The sequence below is a fragment of the Dyadobacter sp. OTU695 genome, from assembly GCF_038440355.1.
Lineage (GTDB): Bacteria > Bacteroidota > Bacteroidia > Cytophagales > Spirosomataceae > Dyadobacter.
Genome location: NZ_JASATN010000013.1, coordinates 218,674 through 234,596 on the forward strand (window position 1 = coordinate 218,674; position 15,923 = coordinate 234,596).

At 49.5% G+C, this 15,923-nt stretch carries 18 protein-coding genes; 11 read left to right on the forward strand and 7 right to left on the reverse strand.

The features are described 5' to 3' along the window. Window positions 1-104 precede the first annotated feature (104 nt). Both AAHB90_RS22785 and AAHB90_RS22790 read right to left on the reverse strand, forming a co-directional pair. Window positions 105-338: a hypothetical protein gene (locus AAHB90_RS22785; RefSeq protein WP_342087547.1), complete on the reverse strand. Its 234-nt coding sequence runs from the start codon at window positions 336-338 to the stop codon at window positions 105-107. 78 nt (window positions 339-416) lie between these two features. Further along, window positions 417-1,046: a pyridoxamine 5'-phosphate oxidase family protein gene (locus AAHB90_RS22790; protein ID WP_342087548.1), complete on the reverse strand. Its 630-nt coding sequence runs from the start codon at window positions 1,044-1,046 to the stop codon at window positions 417-419. A gap of 80 nt (window positions 1,047-1,126) precedes the next feature. On the opposite strand from AAHB90_RS22790, the gene AAHB90_RS22795 reads away from it, so the two are divergent. Further along, entirely contained in the window at window positions 1,127-2,596 is a 1,470-nt protein-coding gene (locus tag AAHB90_RS22795) for an aminotransferase-like domain-containing protein (protein WP_342087549.1), read from the forward strand. Further along, the gene (locus AAHB90_RS22800) at window positions 2,593-3,840 is read left to right on the forward strand and encodes an MFS transporter (RefSeq protein ID WP_342087550.1); all 1,248 of its coding nucleotides are present in this window, start codon (window positions 2,593-2,595) and stop codon (window positions 3,838-3,840) included. The genes AAHB90_RS22795 and AAHB90_RS22800 overlap by 4 nt, the downstream gene beginning before the upstream one ends. Here AAHB90_RS22800 and AAHB90_RS22805 read toward each other — a convergent pair. After that, entirely contained in the window at window positions 3,799-4,164 is a 366-nt protein-coding gene (locus AAHB90_RS22805; RefSeq protein WP_342087551.1) for a helix-turn-helix domain-containing protein, read from the reverse strand. The two genes, AAHB90_RS22800 and AAHB90_RS22805, sit on opposite strands and share 42 nt — an antisense overlap. A gap of 125 nt (window positions 4,165-4,289) precedes the next feature. Between AAHB90_RS22805 and AAHB90_RS22810 the strand changes: the two genes are divergently transcribed. Then, a complete protein-coding gene (locus AAHB90_RS22810; RefSeq protein WP_342087552.1) occupies window positions 4,290-4,568 on the forward strand; it encodes a hypothetical protein in 279 nt (92 codons plus the stop codon). A 172-nt stretch (window positions 4,569-4,740) separates the two neighbouring features. Here the strand turns inward: AAHB90_RS22810 and AAHB90_RS22815 are convergent, their stop codons facing one another. Then, on the reverse strand, window positions 4,741-6,741 hold the full coding sequence (locus tag AAHB90_RS22815; RefSeq protein WP_342087553.1) for a heavy metal translocating P-type ATPase: 2,001 nt from the start codon (window positions 6,739-6,741) through the stop codon (window positions 4,741-4,743). A gap of 264 nt (window positions 6,742-7,005) precedes the next feature. On the opposite strand from AAHB90_RS22815, the gene AAHB90_RS22820 reads away from it, so the two are divergent. Continuing rightward, window positions 7,006-7,209: a hypothetical protein gene (locus AAHB90_RS22820; RefSeq protein WP_342087554.1), complete on the forward strand. Its 204-nt coding sequence runs from the start codon at window positions 7,006-7,008 to the stop codon at window positions 7,207-7,209. Further along, window positions 7,197-7,523, forward strand: coding sequence for a type II toxin-antitoxin system PemK/MazF family toxin (locus AAHB90_RS22825; protein ID WP_342087555.1), 327 nt, complete (start codon window positions 7,197-7,199; stop codon window positions 7,521-7,523). Before AAHB90_RS22820 ends, AAHB90_RS22825 begins: the two co-directional genes overlap by 13 nt. Before the next feature lie 6 nt (window positions 7,524-7,529). Here AAHB90_RS22825 and AAHB90_RS22830 read toward each other — a convergent pair whose 3' ends face one another. Further along, window positions 7,530-8,969: an aminotransferase-like domain-containing protein gene (locus AAHB90_RS22830; protein ID WP_342087556.1), complete on the reverse strand. Its 1,440-nt coding sequence runs from the start codon at window positions 8,967-8,969 to the stop codon at window positions 7,530-7,532. A gap of 101 nt (window positions 8,970-9,070) precedes the next feature. On the opposite strand from AAHB90_RS22830, the gene AAHB90_RS22835 reads away from it, so the two are divergent. The 6 genes from AAHB90_RS22835 to AAHB90_RS22860 are packed head-to-tail and all read left to right on the forward strand — an operon-like array spanning window position 9,071 to window position 14,591. Beyond that, complete coding sequence (locus tag AAHB90_RS22835) at window positions 9,071-10,000, forward strand: DMT family transporter (RefSeq protein ID WP_342087557.1); 930 nt, start codon at window positions 9,071-9,073, stop codon at window positions 9,998-10,000. Then, window positions 9,993-10,463 (forward strand): DUF1572 family protein, encoded by a 471-nt coding sequence (locus tag AAHB90_RS22840; protein WP_342087558.1) that lies wholly within the window; start codon window positions 9,993-9,995, stop codon window positions 10,461-10,463. The genes AAHB90_RS22835 and AAHB90_RS22840 overlap by 8 nt, the downstream gene beginning before the upstream one ends. 5 nt (window positions 10,464-10,468) lie before the next feature. Continuing rightward, complete coding sequence (locus tag AAHB90_RS22845; RefSeq protein WP_342087559.1) at window positions 10,469-10,828, forward strand: nuclear transport factor 2 family protein; 360 nt, start codon at window positions 10,469-10,471, stop codon at window positions 10,826-10,828. A gap of 6 nt (window positions 10,829-10,834) precedes the next feature. Beyond that, window positions 10,835-12,229 carry a pyridoxal phosphate-dependent decarboxylase family protein gene (locus AAHB90_RS22850; protein WP_342087560.1) on the forward strand — a complete coding sequence of 465 codons (1,395 nt, stop codon included), beginning with the start codon at window positions 10,835-10,837 and terminating at the stop codon, window positions 12,227-12,229. Window positions 12,230-12,282: 53 nt separating this feature from the next. Further along, a complete protein-coding gene (locus AAHB90_RS22855) occupies window positions 12,283-12,777 on the forward strand; it encodes a hypothetical protein (RefSeq protein WP_342087561.1) in 495 nt (164 codons plus the stop codon). 2 nt (window positions 12,778-12,779) lie between these two features. Next, window positions 12,780-14,591, forward strand: a complete 1,812-nt coding sequence (locus AAHB90_RS22860) for a M64 family metallopeptidase (RefSeq protein WP_342087562.1) — start codon at window positions 12,780-12,782, stop codon at window positions 14,589-14,591. Between the two features lie 58 nt (window positions 14,592-14,649). On the opposite strand, the gene AAHB90_RS22865 is transcribed toward AAHB90_RS22860, so the two are convergent. Continuing rightward, on the reverse strand, window positions 14,650-14,958 hold the full coding sequence (locus tag AAHB90_RS22865) for a hypothetical protein (protein WP_342087563.1): 309 nt from the start codon (window positions 14,956-14,958) through the stop codon (window positions 14,650-14,652). A gap of 5 nt (window positions 14,959-14,963) precedes the next feature. Then, entirely contained in the window at window positions 14,964-15,728 is a 765-nt protein-coding gene (locus tag AAHB90_RS22870) for a ParA family protein (protein ID WP_342087564.1), read from the reverse strand. Between the last annotated feature and the right edge of the window lie 195 nt (window positions 15,729-15,923).

Here is a 15,923-nt window from a genome sequence, read left to right on the forward strand (position 1 = left end):
ATTTGCAAATCAGCATTCGATGACGCCAAAATTCGGTACGGAAGCCCGCATATCAAAGGGAATCGGATGTTTTGAGCTAGGAATCGCGCGAACGGTCCGCAGCGTCAGACCAGGATAACCATATTGGGTTCGCCGCTGTTTTCGATACCAAGCGCGGAATAGGCCAGTGCAATCCGTTTGCCGGTATTTTCAGCCAACTCAAGCAATTGGAAAACCCTTTCTTCCCCTTCGATTTGCAGCGCCTGGTATAGAATGTTCCCGTAATTGAACTCGTGAGAGCCTAGTCCATTCTTCAGGGCCGCCAACTGATACCGGTCGAATATTTCCTTTCCTGACATGAAGTGCAACATTTGGGTGTGATATTGCAGGTGAATTTGCCCGAAAGATGCTCAAACCGGTATCAAAGTTGCATGCGGTTAACTTAAATGTTGAGGAAGTGGAATCTGTTGGCTTGTCTCGTCGGCGATCGGCTTGCCGCGTAAGGTTTGTAAAGGGATCAGCCCCGACCAAATGGGCAATTTCAGGTCTTCTGGTTCGTCTTTCGGCATTCCCTCACGCATCTTAGCGGAAGCTTCATCAAAAGAGAATGCAAGCGCGGTGGTTTTTCGGACTTCGCTGTCGGTCATCGGGCGGAGATAATCCCAGCTGTCGGGTACTATCTTATTGGTAAGCCATTCAAATGCTGCTCTTTTCGTTGCGGTATCTTCCACTTTTTCAGCGCTGGAAAAAATGATGACCGAACGGTAATTGACCGAATGACTGAATGCCGATTTCGCTACGACGAGCGAATCGGTGAGCATTACCGAAATGCAGACCGGTATGCCCTTTTCGATTTCCCGTATAAAATGGCTCCCGACAGAGCCGTGAATGTAAATTTTATCTTCATAGCGGACAAAAGCCGTCGGGATAGAGAACGGCTTATTGTCCACTGCATAGCTAATAGTGCAAAACAATGCTTCATCGAGAATAGCGCAGATGGCTTCGTGCTCGTAGTGCGTGCGCTTGGCTAGCCGGCTGGGTACGAGATAGGGTGGTGGCGTGTTCATTATACTTTGTTTTTCTCCAAAATTATGGGTTAATTGGCCCATTGTTTTAATCCAATATTTTAAATGACGGTAGTCCAATTATGATGAACGTGCTGTCGACACTGATTACCCCTGAAAAAGGAGGGAAGCAACCGGTATATCTTCAGATTGCCAATCAGTTGATGTCGCTGATCAAGAACGGTACTTTGCAGCCTGGGTACCGGCTATTGAGTACCAGGCAGTTGTCGACCATTTTAAAAGTGCACCGGCGTACCGTCGTGCAAGCGTACGATGAGCTGCTGGCACAGGGCTGGCTTGAAAGTCAGACCGGGAACGGCACGTTTGTGGCCCGAAACCTGCCCGATTTGCGGCCGCTTCCCCTGTCCATAGAAATAGCGGCAGACAGGGATCCACTCAAAAAAGCGGGTTTTCAGTTCGAACGGCCTGCTCACCTGGATAGGGCCGTTCTGAAAGCCGGTTGGCGGCTTCACCTCGATGATGGCTTTCCGGATCCGAGGCTTGCGCCATTGGAAGACCTGTCGCGGGCGTACAGGAGCCAATTGCTGCATGGAAATTCCTATGCGAGGCTGGGCTACGGCGAGACCACCGGCACAACCTGGCTGAGGCAGGAGCTGTCCGCCCATTTGAACGAAACACGCGGTCTCAAAACTTCTCCGGCCAACATCCTGATTGTAAGGGGAATGATTATGGGGATGTACCTGACTGTCACGAGCCTCGTGAAGCCGGGTGACTATGTTATTACTGACTCGCCCGGGTGGTTCGGGGCATCGATGAACTTCGTGCAGGCGGGTGCTAAAATCTGTCATGTCCCAGTGGATGAGTATGGTATGGATATCGATGCGGTTGAGGAAATATGTCTGAAACAAACCGTGAGAATGGTCTATGTGACTTCTCATCATCAATATCCTACCACCGTCACGTTACGGCCCGATCGTCGGATTAAGCTGCTGAAACTCGCTGAAAAATATGGTTTTGTGATTTTTGAGGATGATTATGACTACGATTTTCACTATCTGAGCAAGCCGCTACTTCCGCTTTTTGGCGCCGATCAGGCCGGAATGGTACTGTATTGCGGTTCATTCACGAAAACCATCTCGCCCGCGTTCCGGATCGGATATCTGGTAGGACCGGAAGATGTGATTTCGCACCTCGCCTCGCTCCGGCGCATTATCGACCGGCAAGGGGACACAATGCTCGAAAATGCGATTGCCGAATTGCTTCAAACCGGCGTCATTCAACGGCATTTACGGAAATCGGTGAGGGTTTATAAACAGCGCCGCGACCTTTTTTGCGAGTTGCTGAAAACCGAGCTGTCTGATCACATCAGCTTCGATATTCCCGACGGCGGAATGGCAGTTTGGGCTCGTTTTGATCCGGCGATTGACATTCCCAGGCTTGCGGAAAAGGCTGCACAACGGGATTTGTATTTCTCAAATGGGAAAGTCGCAGGATATCCCGCACAGTTCAGGAACTATATACGTCTTGGATTCGCTTCTTCCAATGCAGGAGAACTGGAAGAAAGCGTAAAGATTATTAAGGATTTAATATGATCAGAAAAGTTATTAGTGCTTACAGGACGTCTTTCAGTGGGCTTAGCAGGGAAACCTGGTTGCTCAGTCTCGTGATTTTGGTGAACCGCTGCGGGTACATGGCGGTGCCTTTTATGAGTATGTATATCACGCAAAGCCTGCACCGGAGCATCGAAGACGCCGGGTTAATCATCACGCTGTTCGGCGTGGGCTCTGTGTTGGGCGCCATGGCAGGTGGCTATCTCACCGATAAGCTGGGTTTTCAGCCCGTGCAGATCGGCAGTTTGATACTGAGTGGCGTGTTCTTTGTCCTTTTTAGCCTGATAACCGACTTTGCGCTGTTATGTGTTTTGATCGTGGTCCTCAGCTTTTTTGTGGAAGCATTCAAACCTGCCAACCAGACGGCTATTGCGGCATATTCCACGCCCGAAAACCTCATACGCTCATATGCGCTGAACCGGCTTGCCACCAATATCGGGTTCGGGTTCGGTACCGGGGTGGGAGGATTGCTGGCCGCCATTAATTACCATCTCCTGTTCTGGGTTGACGGTGTAGTATATGTGCTGGCCGGAATGCTCATTGTTATGCTATTGCCTAAAAGAAAGCACATTACGAGAAATGACTTTCCGGAAAAGGATGACATCAGTACCGCTTCTCCCTGGAAAGACGCGTTTTTTGTCCGTTTCCTCGTGATGGTTACATTATATATGCTGTGTTTCGTCGTGCTGTTCAGGCTGGTGCCGGTTTACTGGAAGGAGGAAATGGGTATCGGGGAATCGACAATCGGTGTTATGCTCGGCATGAACGGATTGATTATCGCCTTGTTCGAGATGGTACTCGTGCAAAACCTCGCCAACCGGAAGCCCGATTACTTTTACATGATCTCCGGGCCGCTTTTTAGTGCAATGGCATTCCTGGCGCTCGTAGTACCGCACGTGCTGCCGGTAGTGCTCGCCGTTGCGACGGTCGTGCTATTTACGACGGGCGAAATGCTGGCATTTCCTTATCTGAGCACATTTGTCATGAACCGGGCCAGCGATTTGAACCGGGGCAAATATTCGGCGGCGTACTCGGTATCGCAGTCCGTCGCACAAATCATCGGCCCGGTGATGGGGGCCTACGTGGCAGGACATTGGGGGTACAGTGCATTATGGATTTTGCTGATCGTGATCAGTTGTGCCTGCGCGCTGGGTTTCCGCTCGTTGTTCCGGCGTAACCTGGCATTACTCCTGGTCATCCTCGGTCCGTTCATTTCTTTCGGCTAATCTCAGCTGCCCTTTGAGGCTATTGATTCGATCCGCTTCCAATTCCAGTGCTTTGCGTTGAAGGTCAATGAGCTCGTCTTTTTTGATCATGATATATTGCTCCCGCGGTTCTTCGAGCATAGGTACCTCGCCGACGAGCTGGGCGACTGTGGTGTCGAAGAGTTCAGCCATTAACCGGAGCTCGGCGAGCGAAGGGTCGTTTCTTCCGGTTTCCCAATTCGAGATCACTGCCTTGCCCGACTTCTTCAGTGTTTTGGCCAGTTTATGCTGGTTCCAACCTTTCAATTCGCGGTATTTCTTAATGCGTTCGCCAACAATTGACATTAGTTAGAAGTTTAATATAAAAATACTTGACTAAGTGGTAACAATTCTGTACTTTTGAAGTATCAGTGATTATCGTTATTGATAAAGCGCAAATTACAATTTTTTATAATACACCACTATTGTATATGCACCAGCTCCAAGCAAGAGTCTCCGAATATGGAGGCTTATCCATCAAAGAACGCCTGTTGGTCAGGTTTATCAAATCCAGGAATATTGTGGGTAAAGGCTGGCGGGGCGTACTCGCCGAGAGCGACCCCTTTTTCAACACCAAACTTGGTGGGGATTACTTAACCTCAGTAGCACAGGCAGTTTCGGACAGTAGTCGCGGTAACGTTGACCGCATCGAGAGGGTTACCATCGCCCTGGAAAAGGTGGCAGGCATTACTCCCGTTCCAATCGTTTGATCAATTATTTTTCGGTAGGTTTCACTTATTAATCGGAGACCTTTAACGGTCCCCGGAAATGGTGTACTATTGGGAAAACGTACCGTTTTTTTCGCATTCGACTACTCGTTTGCGTTCAAAAACCTGTGTTGCGGTACGCGGCAGGTTCAGTTCTACTGAACTTGCCGCGTATTTATTCGCTTTCAATTTTCTTTCCCTGAATGCGGTAGGCATTCAAAATCGCCAGCAATGCGACGCCCACATCAGCAAAAACGGCTTCCCAAAGCGTGGCAACGCCGCCGGCTCCCAGCGCCATTACGGCGACTTTAACTCCCATAGCCAGAGAGATGTTCTGGTAAACGACTGACTTTGTGATTTTTCCGATCCGTACTGCCGATGCAATGCGTGAGGGCTGGTCGTTCTGGATCACAATATCGGCCGTTTCAATGGTAGCGTCCGAACCGAGCGCGCCCATAGCGATGCCCGCGTCCGCGAGGGCGATCACCGGCGCGTCGTTTACGCCATCGCCGACGAATGCAATGCGTTTGCCCTGATCTTTAAGTTCCTGCACAATCCTTACTTTGTCTTCGGGCAACAGTCCGCCGTAACTTTCGGTAATGCCCAGATCTCCCGCCACTTTTTTTACAACCGCCTCTTTATCGCCGGATAGCATGATCGTTGTAATTCCGAGACTTTTCAGATCTGAAATAGCGGCTGCGGCGTCTTCCTTAATTTCGTCGGCGATCAGGAAATAGCCTGCGTATTGATTGTCAACCGCAATGATGACGATCGTTTCCACCAGGGAAGCAAGTTCCGCGGGATAACCTACCGAATGCTTTTCCAGCAATTTGATATTACCTGCCAGCACAGGAAGTCCTTCGACTTTCCCGGTCAGGCCGTGTCCGGTAATTTCCTCCACATCGGTCGGCTTGGCTAATGTTATCTCGCCCGCCGATTCGACTACGGCTTTGGCTACCGGGTGGGTAGAGTAACTTTCGAGCGAAGCGGTGAGGCGGATGAGGTCCGTTTTTTCAATAACACTTTCCACTTTCTGGACCTTAAAAACCCCCTTGGTAAGCGTGCCCGTTTTGTCGGAAACCACCGTATCGATCTTCGTGATGATATCGAGAAAATTAGCCCCTTTAACCAAAATTCCGTTACGCGAAGCAAGCCCGATCCCACCAAAATAGCCGAGCGGAATGGAGATCGTCAGGGCACAGGGACAGGCTATTACCAGGAAAACCATACCGCGGTACAGCCATTGGTCAAAATTGTAGTCGGCGACAAAAAGCGCCGGAATTGCGATGATAAGCAAGGCCAGCAAAAAGACTACGGGTGTGTATATGCGCGCGAGGCGGCTGATCAATAGTTGGGTAGGGGCTTTCCGGGCGCTTGCCTCCTGCACCATTTCCAGTATACGTGAGAGCTTGGAATCCTTGAATAAGGCTTTCACCTCAATTTCAACCGATTTTTCGATTGCTATCATACCGGCAAGCACTTTCTCGCCTTTTTCAATGAGCTGCGGTTTCGGTTCGCCGGTGAGTGCCGCGGTATTGAATATGCCTGATGGCGAGCACATTTCCCCATCCAATGCCACTTTTTCGCCGACTTTCACCAGTATTTTTTCGCCTGGCCGTACTGCTTCGGGCGCGATCTGCAATGGCTTGCCTTCACGCAAAACGGTAACAACATCGGGACGGATGTCGAGCAGGGCCTTGATAGACCGTTTGGACCGGCTGACAGCAATATCCTGGAACAGCTCGCCTATTTCATAGAAAATCATCACCGCCACACCTTCGCTAAACTCCCCGATATAGAAGGCACCGAAAGTGGCGATCGTCATCAGTGTAAATTCATTGAAAAAGTCGCCGCGGGTTGCTTTCCGGAATGCAAGCGCCACGGTTTTGTTGCCCGCCAGCACGTAGGCGACCAGCATCATCGCGATTTCGGCCGGACGCGGAATTCCGACTTTCGCGATGTAGGTTAAAACGAGAAACACAGACAGGATCACCAGGCTGAGCCATAGCATCCAGCGGCTTTTGAGGATCCCCGAGTCTCCATCTGACCCGTGACTGTGGTCTCCGTGGTCGTGATCATGGTCATGACTATGGTTATGATGTTTGACAGGTACATCAGCTTTCGCCGAGCAGCAGTCGTCGTGCGTGTGGGTGGAGGTATTCTCGTCGAGTTTCATAATGCAATCATTCAGATTCAAAGCACCTGGCTTATGCGCCGCAGGATCATTACAAAGGTAGGTTACAAAGCCGTGCAACAGGGTTACAGGTGCTGAAAATCAAGTAATTGCAATATTGTTGCGATTGTTTTAAACTATTGTTCAGCCACTTGCACATTGGAACGGGTTGAAATTTGAGTTTGTTATAACAAATTATAACTTTGTGTTATGCTCACCAAAATCCGTCGGATTGGAAATTCCCAGGGAATTTTACTTTCCAAAACCATGCTGGATCAAGTCGATATTGAGGAATATGTCAATGTCGAAGTTCAGGATAACGCGATCGTGATTTTTCGCGCGAGCAGGAACCCGCGCGAAGGGTGGGCCGAACAGTTCCGCGTCGCAATTCAAAACGAATCTCCCGAGGAAGCCGCAAATCTGATGGGCGACATTCCGAATTCATTCGATGATTCGGAATGGACATGGTAGTCAAGCGGTTTGAAATCTATTTTGTATCGCTGGATCCCACATTAGGCAGCGAAATAAGGAAGACAAGGCCCTGTCTCGTCATTTCGCCCGACGAATTGAATGAACACCTTAATACGGTGATCGTTGCCCCTTTAACTTCAACGATACGCAATTATCCGACGCGGATTAATTGCCACGTGGACGGGAAAGATGGTCAGATAGCTTTGGATCAGTTGCGTACCATTGACAAAATACGTTTGAACAAAAAAATAGGGAAACTTGATGCCGTAACCGCGCAACAGGTGTTGGTGATATTAAAAAAGCTCTTCACCTGAAATTTCTTATTGGCATTGCCCCATAATCAATTCTCCCAGTTTCCTCAGACCCGCGTCGATAGCCGCATTGTATGGGGCACCGAAGCTGATGCGGATGTAATTGCTGAAACGCGCGTCGGTGCTGAAAATCTGGCCGGGGGCGATGCTGATACTTTCCTGAATAGCACTTTCGAAAAGCTCGAATGCATTGACTTTTTTGTTTAGTTCAATCCATAAAACATAGCCACCCTGTGGCCGCACGAGCCTTGTGTCGGGAGGGAAATAGTCGCTGATCGCCTGGATGTAGCGCAGGCATTGCGTATGAAGCGCTTTGCGTAAATGCCTCATATGCAAATCGTAACGGCCGGTTTCAAAGAAATTGGCTACGGCAGCCTGGGTAGGCGTGGCCGAAGAAACGGTATGCATGAGCTTGTTGCTCAATACCTTATCTTTGAACTTTCCCGGAAGGCACCAACCCACACGGTAGCCCGGTGCGAGCGTCTTGGAAACTGATCCGCATAGCATTACGATGCCATTTTTATCATAACTTTTGCAGGTACTGGGCCTGGTTTTACCAAAATACATTTCCCCGTAAATATCATCTTCAATGAGCGGGATTTGCCGCAGGGCAAGCATTTCCACCAGTCTTTTCTTCCGGTAGTCAGGCATCAACGCGCCGGTAGGGTTGGAGAAGTTGGGCACGAACAGCACCGCCTTGACAGGAACGGTTTCAAGTGCCTTTCCCAGGTATTCCAGGTCGGCACCTTCGTCGGGATGGCAGGGAATTTCGAGGATTTTCAGTCCCAGGCTTTTCATAATGTTGAAAATCCCAAAGTAGATCGGGTTTTCTATCGCAACGGTGTCGCCGGGTTCGGTAACGGCTTTCAGGCAGAATATCAGGGCTTCCATGCAGCCTTGCGTGGTGATGACCTCGTCCTCGCTGATGTTTCCTTTCCAGTTGAATGCATATTTGGCGATCTGTTTCCGCAATGCAAGGTTGCCTTGTACTTCTTCATACTGGGTACAACTGTGCGGACTTTTCCTGAGCGCCTCGATCATCGCCTTATTCAGTTTGGCTTCCGGGATCAGCTCGGCGGAGGGCGCGGCGACGGACAGCCGGATAATCCGCTCGTGCGTCATGGTTTTGTACACCGTGCGGATCATTTCATCCACATTTGCCTTCTCGATAAGCGGGCCTGGCGATAGGTTATCGAGTCTTTCAGGTGCATTAAGCGGAGAAAAACGCACAAAATAGCCTGACTTGGGCCGCGCTTCGATAATGCCCTTGTTTTCCAATTCCACATAAGCCTTGAAAGCGGTGCTGAGGCTTATACCTTGTTCCTTACTCAACGCACGCAGCGAAATCAGTTTGTCGCCGGCTTTCAGAATGCCTTTTTCGATCTGCGCTGCAAACCGGTCGGCGATCTGTGAATAAAGAAAATCCTCCCGGATAGGCTCTTCGACCATTTTATTAAAATTTAAATCTGTTATGCTACAAAATAACAAAAGTGGATCTGTTTTATTAAATTCGAGTGCAGGAATTTTGTGGCGTTCAATCTAAAACAGCTATGAAAAGCAATCTGACGGCATATTTCGCATTATTGATGGTGTGTTTTTTCTGGGGTACCACTTATCTGGCAGCGCGCATTGGCGTGTCAGGTTTCCCGGCCCTGTTCTTTATGGGTTTCAGGAATGTGGTGGCGGGAGCATTGCTGCTGGGGTTTCTGATTTTGAAAAACAGATCGTTCCCCTGGACTTTGGCGGATATCGGTTTGCAACTCGTTCCCGGCTGGTGTATGATCACATTCGGCACGGGTCTGGTCGGTTGGTGTGTTCAGTTTATCCCGAGTGGCCTCGCGGCGTTGCTCTATGCGACGGTGCCTCTTTTTACCATTATGATCAACGTTCTGGCGCGAAAAGAAGAGCGTATCAACGCCCATGTGGCAGTGGGTATGATGCTAGGCCTGGCCGGCGTGATGCTCGTTTTCAGGGATAATCTCGAATATTTGGCCGACCGGAACTCGTTTGTGGGTATTTGTGTGACCTTGGCTTCCTGCGTGTCGTGGTGCCTGGGGGGCTTGTACACCAAAAGCTACTCGGGCAGGACCGATTCGTTTTTCAACGCCGCGATCCAGATGATGGCCGGTGGAGTGGGGCTTTTCGTATTGAGCGCCTTCAATGAGGATTGGACGAACCTGCCTGTAATGCAGCCGAAGTCTGTTTTCGCATTACTGTATCTGATCTTCTTCGGCTCTATCCTTGCCTATGCTTCGTATCTGTTTGCCATGTCCAGGTTGCCGGCAGGATTGGTGTCGATTTATGCATACATTAATCCACTGGTAGCTTTGGTATTGGGTTTTTTGATATTGGATGAAAAAATAACCTGGCTTACGGCCGCCGCATTTGCCGTCACGCTGGGTGGGGTTTTTCTCGTAAACCGGGGGTATCAGCTTGAAAAGAGAAGAAACACGTTCAACTTAGTAAACAGCCATGAGTAGCGACATTTTCATCACATTATTCAGCCGCGATCTTAAAAAGCTCCGTAAGGAAATCGAGCAGTACCCTTCTGAAAATACATTGTGGGTACAACTGCCTGGTACCATTAATCCGGGTGGTAATCTGTGTCAGCATCTGATCGGAAACCTGCGCACCTACGTGGGACTCACGCTGGGCAGGCATGCATACGTGCGCGACCGTGATGCAGAGTTCAACCAGAAAACTTTTACACAAGTCCAAATGCTGACGGAGATCGATGCCCTGCATGAGATCGTAATCAGCACGCTGGGAACGCTGGACGAGGCGAAGATGGAGGAGGAATATCCCCGTCACGTGTTGGACTTGTTTCCAGAACAGTCTGTACGACTGACCCTTACGCATTTGCTGGCGCATCTTTCCTGGCATTTGGGACACATTAACTACCATCGCCGCTGGGCTACACAAATACAAACCGGAAAACAATAACCAATATGCATTTGACAGATGAATTGGCGAAATCCTTTGCAGAACAATGGATCGGCGCCTGGAACCGCCATGACCTTACCGCGATCATGGGATTATATTCCGAAGAAATCCGGTTCTATTCCCCCTACATTATCAAGCTGGAAATGAATGCGGAAGGGGTGATTAGCGAGAAGGGAGAGCTTGAAAAATATTTTGGGAAAGCCCTTGGCATTTACACGGATTTGCATTTCGAACTGCACGAGGTGCTCACGGGTGCGGGTTCTGTGATTTTATATTACAAAAGCGTCGGTAACCGGATGGCTGCCGAAATGATGGAACTCGACGAATCCGGCAAAATCAGTTTGGTAAAGGCGCATTATAATTGATATTTTATGTTTGAATTGTTTGAAAATGAATTGAATAGCCTGGGATTGCTGCTTGATCAGGCTAAAAATGCAGGGCTGGATTTTTTGGAAAATATCGGTGAAAAGCCGACCTATATAGCGGACCAGTCTGTCGTTGCCGCGTATCTTGCGGATGCCGGGATCGGTGCTGCCGATACCCTGGAAGTTTTCAGGAAACATTACGAAAAATTGATGGTAGCCAGTCCGGGGCCCCGCTACTGGGGTTTTGTGACGGGTGGAGCGACCCCAGCGGCGATTGCCGGTGATTGGCTCACGGCTGTTTATGATCAGAATACGCAAAGCACGCAAGGCGCGGGAGATGTTTCGGCGATCGTCGAAAAGGAAACGATCCGGTTGCTGTGCCAGCTGCTGCATCTGCCGGACGATTTTAACGGCGGTTTTGTGACCGGTGCAACGATGTCGAATTTTACCGGACTTGCCGTAGCGAGGCAATGGGCGGGTGAGCGATCGGGCCGTGATGTCTCGCGGGAAGGAATGGCTGGGGATCTGGTGGTAATGGCCGCAACACCGCATTCGTCTGTCATCAAATCGCTGGCTATGATGGGGATCGGCAGTAATAAGGTGGTACGCATTCAAACCCTGGAAGGCCGTGAGGCAATGGATCTGGCCGATTTTGAGCGGAAGCTTATCGAGCACCAGAACGAGCCGGTTATTGTCAATTGCAGTGCGGGAACGGTCAATACCGTCGATTTTGATGACATCCAGGCAATCGTCGCTCTGAAACAGAAGTACCATTTCTGGTTGCATATCGATGCCGCATTCGGGGGATTTGCCGCCTGTCTTCCGTCGCAGCGGCATTTGCTCGAAGGTTGGGAACAAGCCGACAGCATTACCATCGACTGCCACAAATGGATGAATGTTCCGTACGATAGTGCCGTCTCGCTGGTCAGAAAGGAGCATAGCAGGTTGCAGCTAAGCACTTTCCAGAATTCTAATGCGCCTTACCTGGGCGATCCGCTGGAGAATTTTTCCTACCTCAATTTTCTTCCCGAAAATTCACGGCGGTTCAGGGCGTTGCCTGCGTGGTTCAGCCTTACAGCTTATGGCCGGAATGGCTTCGAATGGATCGTGCAGAACAGCATTGCCCGCGCAGAGGAGCTGGGCAGCCACATCGAAGCCAGCGAGTTTTTTGAATTGGCAGCGCCTGTCCGGCTGAATGTTGTCTGTTTCCGTTTGAAATCCGGAATCGAAAGAATGGCTGCTTTTCTGGACCAACTGAACCGTAGAGGGAAAGTTTTTATGACACCAACTTTGTTATCGGGCGAATCGGCGATACGAGCTGCGTTTGTGAATTACCGAACGGAAAAAGAAGATGTTTTAATAGCCATTCGTGAAATGGAGGAAGTAATGCATGCACTGTGAAATTCGTTAATAAAGCTGTAAATTGAATTTTGTACCGCTGTTTCGATTCACACATGCTACGTCTTTTTTCCACGGTCGCCATTGCGCTCGCCGGCTTGCTGATGCTTGGTTGCAGATCGGGGCGCTCGGTGCTGACAATCAGTGAGCTACCTAACTACGATACCCTGTCGTCCGATCACATTCTTTTCCTTAATTTCCTTATCACCGGCAAGCCCGGTGGCCATGAAAGCGTCCAGCTTGCAAGTGCGAATGTCGCCCATGGAAAGATGAAAGATCTCAATCGGCCCGTACATTTCCCGACCTACATCAAGGCCGTGCCCCAATATACTACCGGTACTTCAGAGCGTGAAATGGTTTTCGAGCACCCGCTTTACCATGCGGCCGAAGTGAGTGATCCGTCGGGCCATTTGAGGCGCGAAGAAATACGGGCCAAAGAGGGCACGTTGCTGATCCGCATGCCGATGCGCTCCGGACTCAACCGTTTGGAGCTTTTTAGCGTCACTCCGGATAAGGGTACCGTGAAAATTTATACGCTCAGTTTTAATTAGCCATGAAAAGAATTTTTACCACATTATATGCTGTCTGCCTTGCCGGGTTTGCTTTTGGCCAGCAATACCAGGTCGACACACTTTATAAAACAGGCCCGCTCGATAACCGTATAAATGTCGTAATCCTCGGCGACGGCTTTACGCAGCAAGAGCTTCCCAAATTCGCGGCGGAAGCAAAAAAGTTTGCCGATTTCTTTCTGGGATATGATCCTTACGTCCACTACCGTAATCACTTTAACTTTTTTGCGATCCGTACGCCTTCCGCAGAAAGCGGTGTGACAAATCCGGGAACCGCCCCCGATGCGTACAAGGATCAGCCGGTTGAAACAAAAAACACCTTTTTCGGCTGCTCTTTCGGAACGGCCATCCATCGCCTGGTGGAAGTCAAGAAAGATGATGTGCTCCAAAATCTGCTTGCGACGCAGTTTCCGATGTACGACCTTGTTGTGGTACTCGTCAATACGACCTTTTATGGCGGGTCCGGGGGGAGTATATCCGTACATACGCTTCATAACCAGGCCAATACGATCGGCGTGCATGAGATTGGTCACACGTTTTCACATTTGAATGATGAATATTGGGCTGGTCCCGGCTACGGTCGGGAAGCCCCCAATATGACGCAGGAAAGCAGTGCTGTCCGTGTGCGGTGGAAGAACTGGCTGAATGAATCCAATATTGGCATTTATAAGCATGGAGATACCGGTGACGCGGCACTTTGGCATAAGCCGGCCAATGGAACCTGTTTAATGGAGTATTTAAATCAGGAATTCTGTGCAGTTTGCCGGGAAGCTACGGTGGAGACGCTTTTGAAACAGGTCAACCCGATAGAACAGGCAGAGCCCGCTGCGGGCAGCGTTGTCACAGTTAACGATCCGCAAACGTTTAAAATCAGCCTGCTTGCACCTAATCCCAATACTTTGCAGGTACAATGGACTGTGAATGATGAACCGCTCGCGCGAACCGGTGCACAAGTAACCCTCACGCCCGACCAGGCGCCCGACGGTGCCATCCTTGCGGCTTCGGTTTTCGACTCGACAGCCATAAGCCGCTATGACGGCGCGAGGGCAGACAGGACCCGAAAAGTGGAATGGATACTCAAATCCAGTACCCCTGATGTATTTCGGATAAAAGTTTCGTCGGATACAATATGCGCCGGAGAGGAGGTAACACTCTCGGCGTACGGATGTCGGGGCACATTAAGTTGGCCGGATGGCGTTTCCGGAAATTCGATCAAAGTAAAACCGGGTCAGACAACCAAGTATGCTGCTTTTTGCAAAGTCGAAGGGGTACCGACGCAAACGATTGAGACGACCGTCCATGTAGCGGCATTGCCGAATGCAACAGCGATTAATGGAGGGCCTTATGAGGTCGGTGGTACCATAGAACTTACCGCCACGGGCGGGGCCAGCTACTTGTGGAGCGGACCCAGGTCTTTCGGCTCCACGCTCGCGCATGTATTTCTGCACGACGCAAGATTGGATCAGGCGGGTATTTACGAAGTTATAGTTACAGATGTAAATGGATGTTCCGATACAGCCCAAACGGAAGTAAAGATCGACCCAATTCTGTCCACGCCAGGCGTGCCGGAAGAACTGGTGACCGTTTCACCCAACCCGGCAAGGGACTATCTTTCGGTACAAACCAAATTGGCAGGCAAATCAAATATCACGCTATACGACCAGGCGGGCCGTGAAATGCGCTCAAAATCATTCGAAAAGCGGGCTGATATAAGGCTGAACCTGCCATCTGGGATCTATTTGTACCACTTTGTTAATGGGGACAAGCAAGTGTCGGGAAAAATAGCGGTCCAGTAAAGCTGTATCTTTCATACTTATTGCAACAAAAAAGTCTCCTTTCGGGAGACTTTTTCTTTTACACCAATGCCGATTTCGGTTTGCGGCCAACTTTGGTGCGGTTACGTATCTTGTCGGGGCGGGGACGGATTTCTTTGTCCTGAAAATACAGCTTTAAGGATTCGATGATGATGTCCTTTTGCGTGAGGCCTTCCCAGTAGCCATAATCCTTCATATTCTCCATCAGCACGAAATCGCAGTCGAAGGTGACTTTGGTGGGAGCGCCGTCGACGACTTCGGCGGGCCCCTTCGCTACTTCGGGCTCGTCTTCCTGTAAATCAGGAACCAGGGGTAGGGGTGCAAAATCAAACTTCCTTTCCTTTGCCATAAGTGTCAGTTATTTATTCGTTCCAGTATTTCTTTGGTTAACTTATAATAGTCTTCTGCTCCGTTGCTATGTGGTGCGTAATCGAAGATCGTTGTTCCGTTAGCCTGCGCTTCCGACAATGCGATATTATCGCGGATGTAGGCTTCCATAAAAACCTCGCCCAGCTGCTCCCGCGTCGCCATGATCAGTTCGTGGCTGATCTTCTTCCGGATCTTCGGGTTGTAACGTGTTGCGAACACGCCGCCGAGGTTGGTGCTTGGACTGATCTTCTTGATCTCCGCCGAGTACACCAGGAAGTTCCGCAAACCCTCGTAGCTCAAAAACTCGGCCTGCAACGGTACATAATACTGGTGGCATGAAACCAGGGCCAGCCTCGTGTTACCGTAGAGGGCGGGAGGGCAGTCGATGATCACAAAGTCGTAACGGTCCTTTACTTTTTCCAATGCAATTTTCAGGTTGAAAGGAAAAACAGGCGCCGACTTGATCGTGTCTTCCCGGTGGATCATTTCGGCTGATCCGGGCAAAACATCAATGTCTCCAACTCGCTTGACGATCTCATCAAATTCGTATTCGCCGGTGATGAACGAGCCGCTGTCTTTTTTTAGCCCGGCATGGTGTATGCCGAAACTTTTGGTAAGACTAGCTTGCGCATCCAGGTCGATAACCAGCACACGTGCATTGGCAAATTTGCTGAGACCGGCAGCAATACTTTGGGCAGATGTAGTCTTTCCTACACCGCCTTTGTTGTTGACAATACTGATGATTTTCATTTAAAAGTATTATAAGTATAAAAAGTTAATAGTTTATTTCATGTCGGATTTGTAAATAAACATAAAATAATTTTAACCCTAATCCTTATAAATAGAAAGTCGTAAAAGTTTTTGTCGTGGTAAATGTATCAATCATTTTAAATGAATAAAAAGTATTAAAAGAATTTTTTTACAAATATTTTACAATGACTTTAT

Bases quoted from the DNA above. Each gene is read 5' to 3' on its own strand.
- AAHB90_RS22785 (WP_342087547.1), bottom strand. From the start codon at position 338: ATGTCAGGAAAGGAAATATTCGACCGGTATCAGTTGGCGGCCCTGAAG.
- AAHB90_RS22855 (WP_342087561.1), top strand. From the start codon at position 12,283: ATGCTACGTCTTTTTTCCACGGTCGCCATTGCGCTCGCCGGCTTGCTG.
- AAHB90_RS22825 (WP_342087555.1), top strand. From the start codon at position 7,197: ATGGACATGGTAGTCAAGCGGTTTGAAATCTATTTTGTATCGCTGGAT.
- AAHB90_RS22810 (WP_342087552.1), top strand. From the start codon at position 4,290: ATGCACCAGCTCCAAGCAAGAGTCTCCGAATATGGAGGCTTATCCATC.
- AAHB90_RS22870 (WP_342087564.1), bottom strand. From the start codon at position 15,728: ATGAAAATCATCAGTATTGTCAACAACAAAGGCGGTGTAGGAAAGACT.
- AAHB90_RS22805 (WP_342087551.1), bottom strand. From the start codon at position 4,164: ATGTCAATTGTTGGCGAACGCATTAAGAAATACCGCGAATTGAAAGGT.
- AAHB90_RS22800 (WP_342087550.1), top strand. From the start codon at position 2,593: ATGATCAGAAAAGTTATTAGTGCTTACAGGACGTCTTTCAGTGGGCTT.
- AAHB90_RS22845 (WP_342087559.1), top strand. From the start codon at position 10,469: ATGCATTTGACAGATGAATTGGCGAAATCCTTTGCAGAACAATGGATC.
- AAHB90_RS22790 (WP_342087548.1), bottom strand. From the start codon at position 1,046: ATGAACACGCCACCACCCTATCTCGTACCCAGCCGGCTAGCCAAGCGC.
- AAHB90_RS22840 (WP_342087558.1), top strand. From the start codon at position 9,993: ATGAGTAGCGACATTTTCATCACATTATTCAGCCGCGATCTTAAAAAG.
- AAHB90_RS22860 (WP_342087562.1), top strand. From the start codon at position 12,780: ATGAAAAGAATTTTTACCACATTATATGCTGTCTGCCTTGCCGGGTTT.
- AAHB90_RS22795 (WP_342087549.1), top strand. From the start codon at position 1,127: ATGATGAACGTGCTGTCGACACTGATTACCCCTGAAAAAGGAGGGAAG.
- AAHB90_RS22820 (WP_342087554.1), top strand. From the start codon at position 7,006: ATGCTGGATCAAGTCGATATTGAGGAATATGTCAATGTCGAAGTTCAG.
- AAHB90_RS22830 (WP_342087556.1), bottom strand. From the start codon at position 8,969: ATGGTCGAAGAGCCTATCCGGGAGGATTTTCTTTATTCACAGATCGCC.
- AAHB90_RS22850 (WP_342087560.1), top strand. From the start codon at position 10,835: ATGTTTGAATTGTTTGAAAATGAATTGAATAGCCTGGGATTGCTGCTT.
- AAHB90_RS22815 (WP_342087553.1), bottom strand. From the start codon at position 6,741: ATGAAACTCGACGAGAATACCTCCACCCACACGCACGACGACTGCTGC.
- AAHB90_RS22865 (WP_342087563.1), bottom strand. From the start codon at position 14,958: ATGGCAAAGGAAAGGAAGTTTGATTTTGCACCCCTACCCCTGGTTCCT.
- AAHB90_RS22835 (WP_342087557.1), top strand. From the start codon at position 9,071: ATGAAAAGCAATCTGACGGCATATTTCGCATTATTGATGGTGTGTTTT.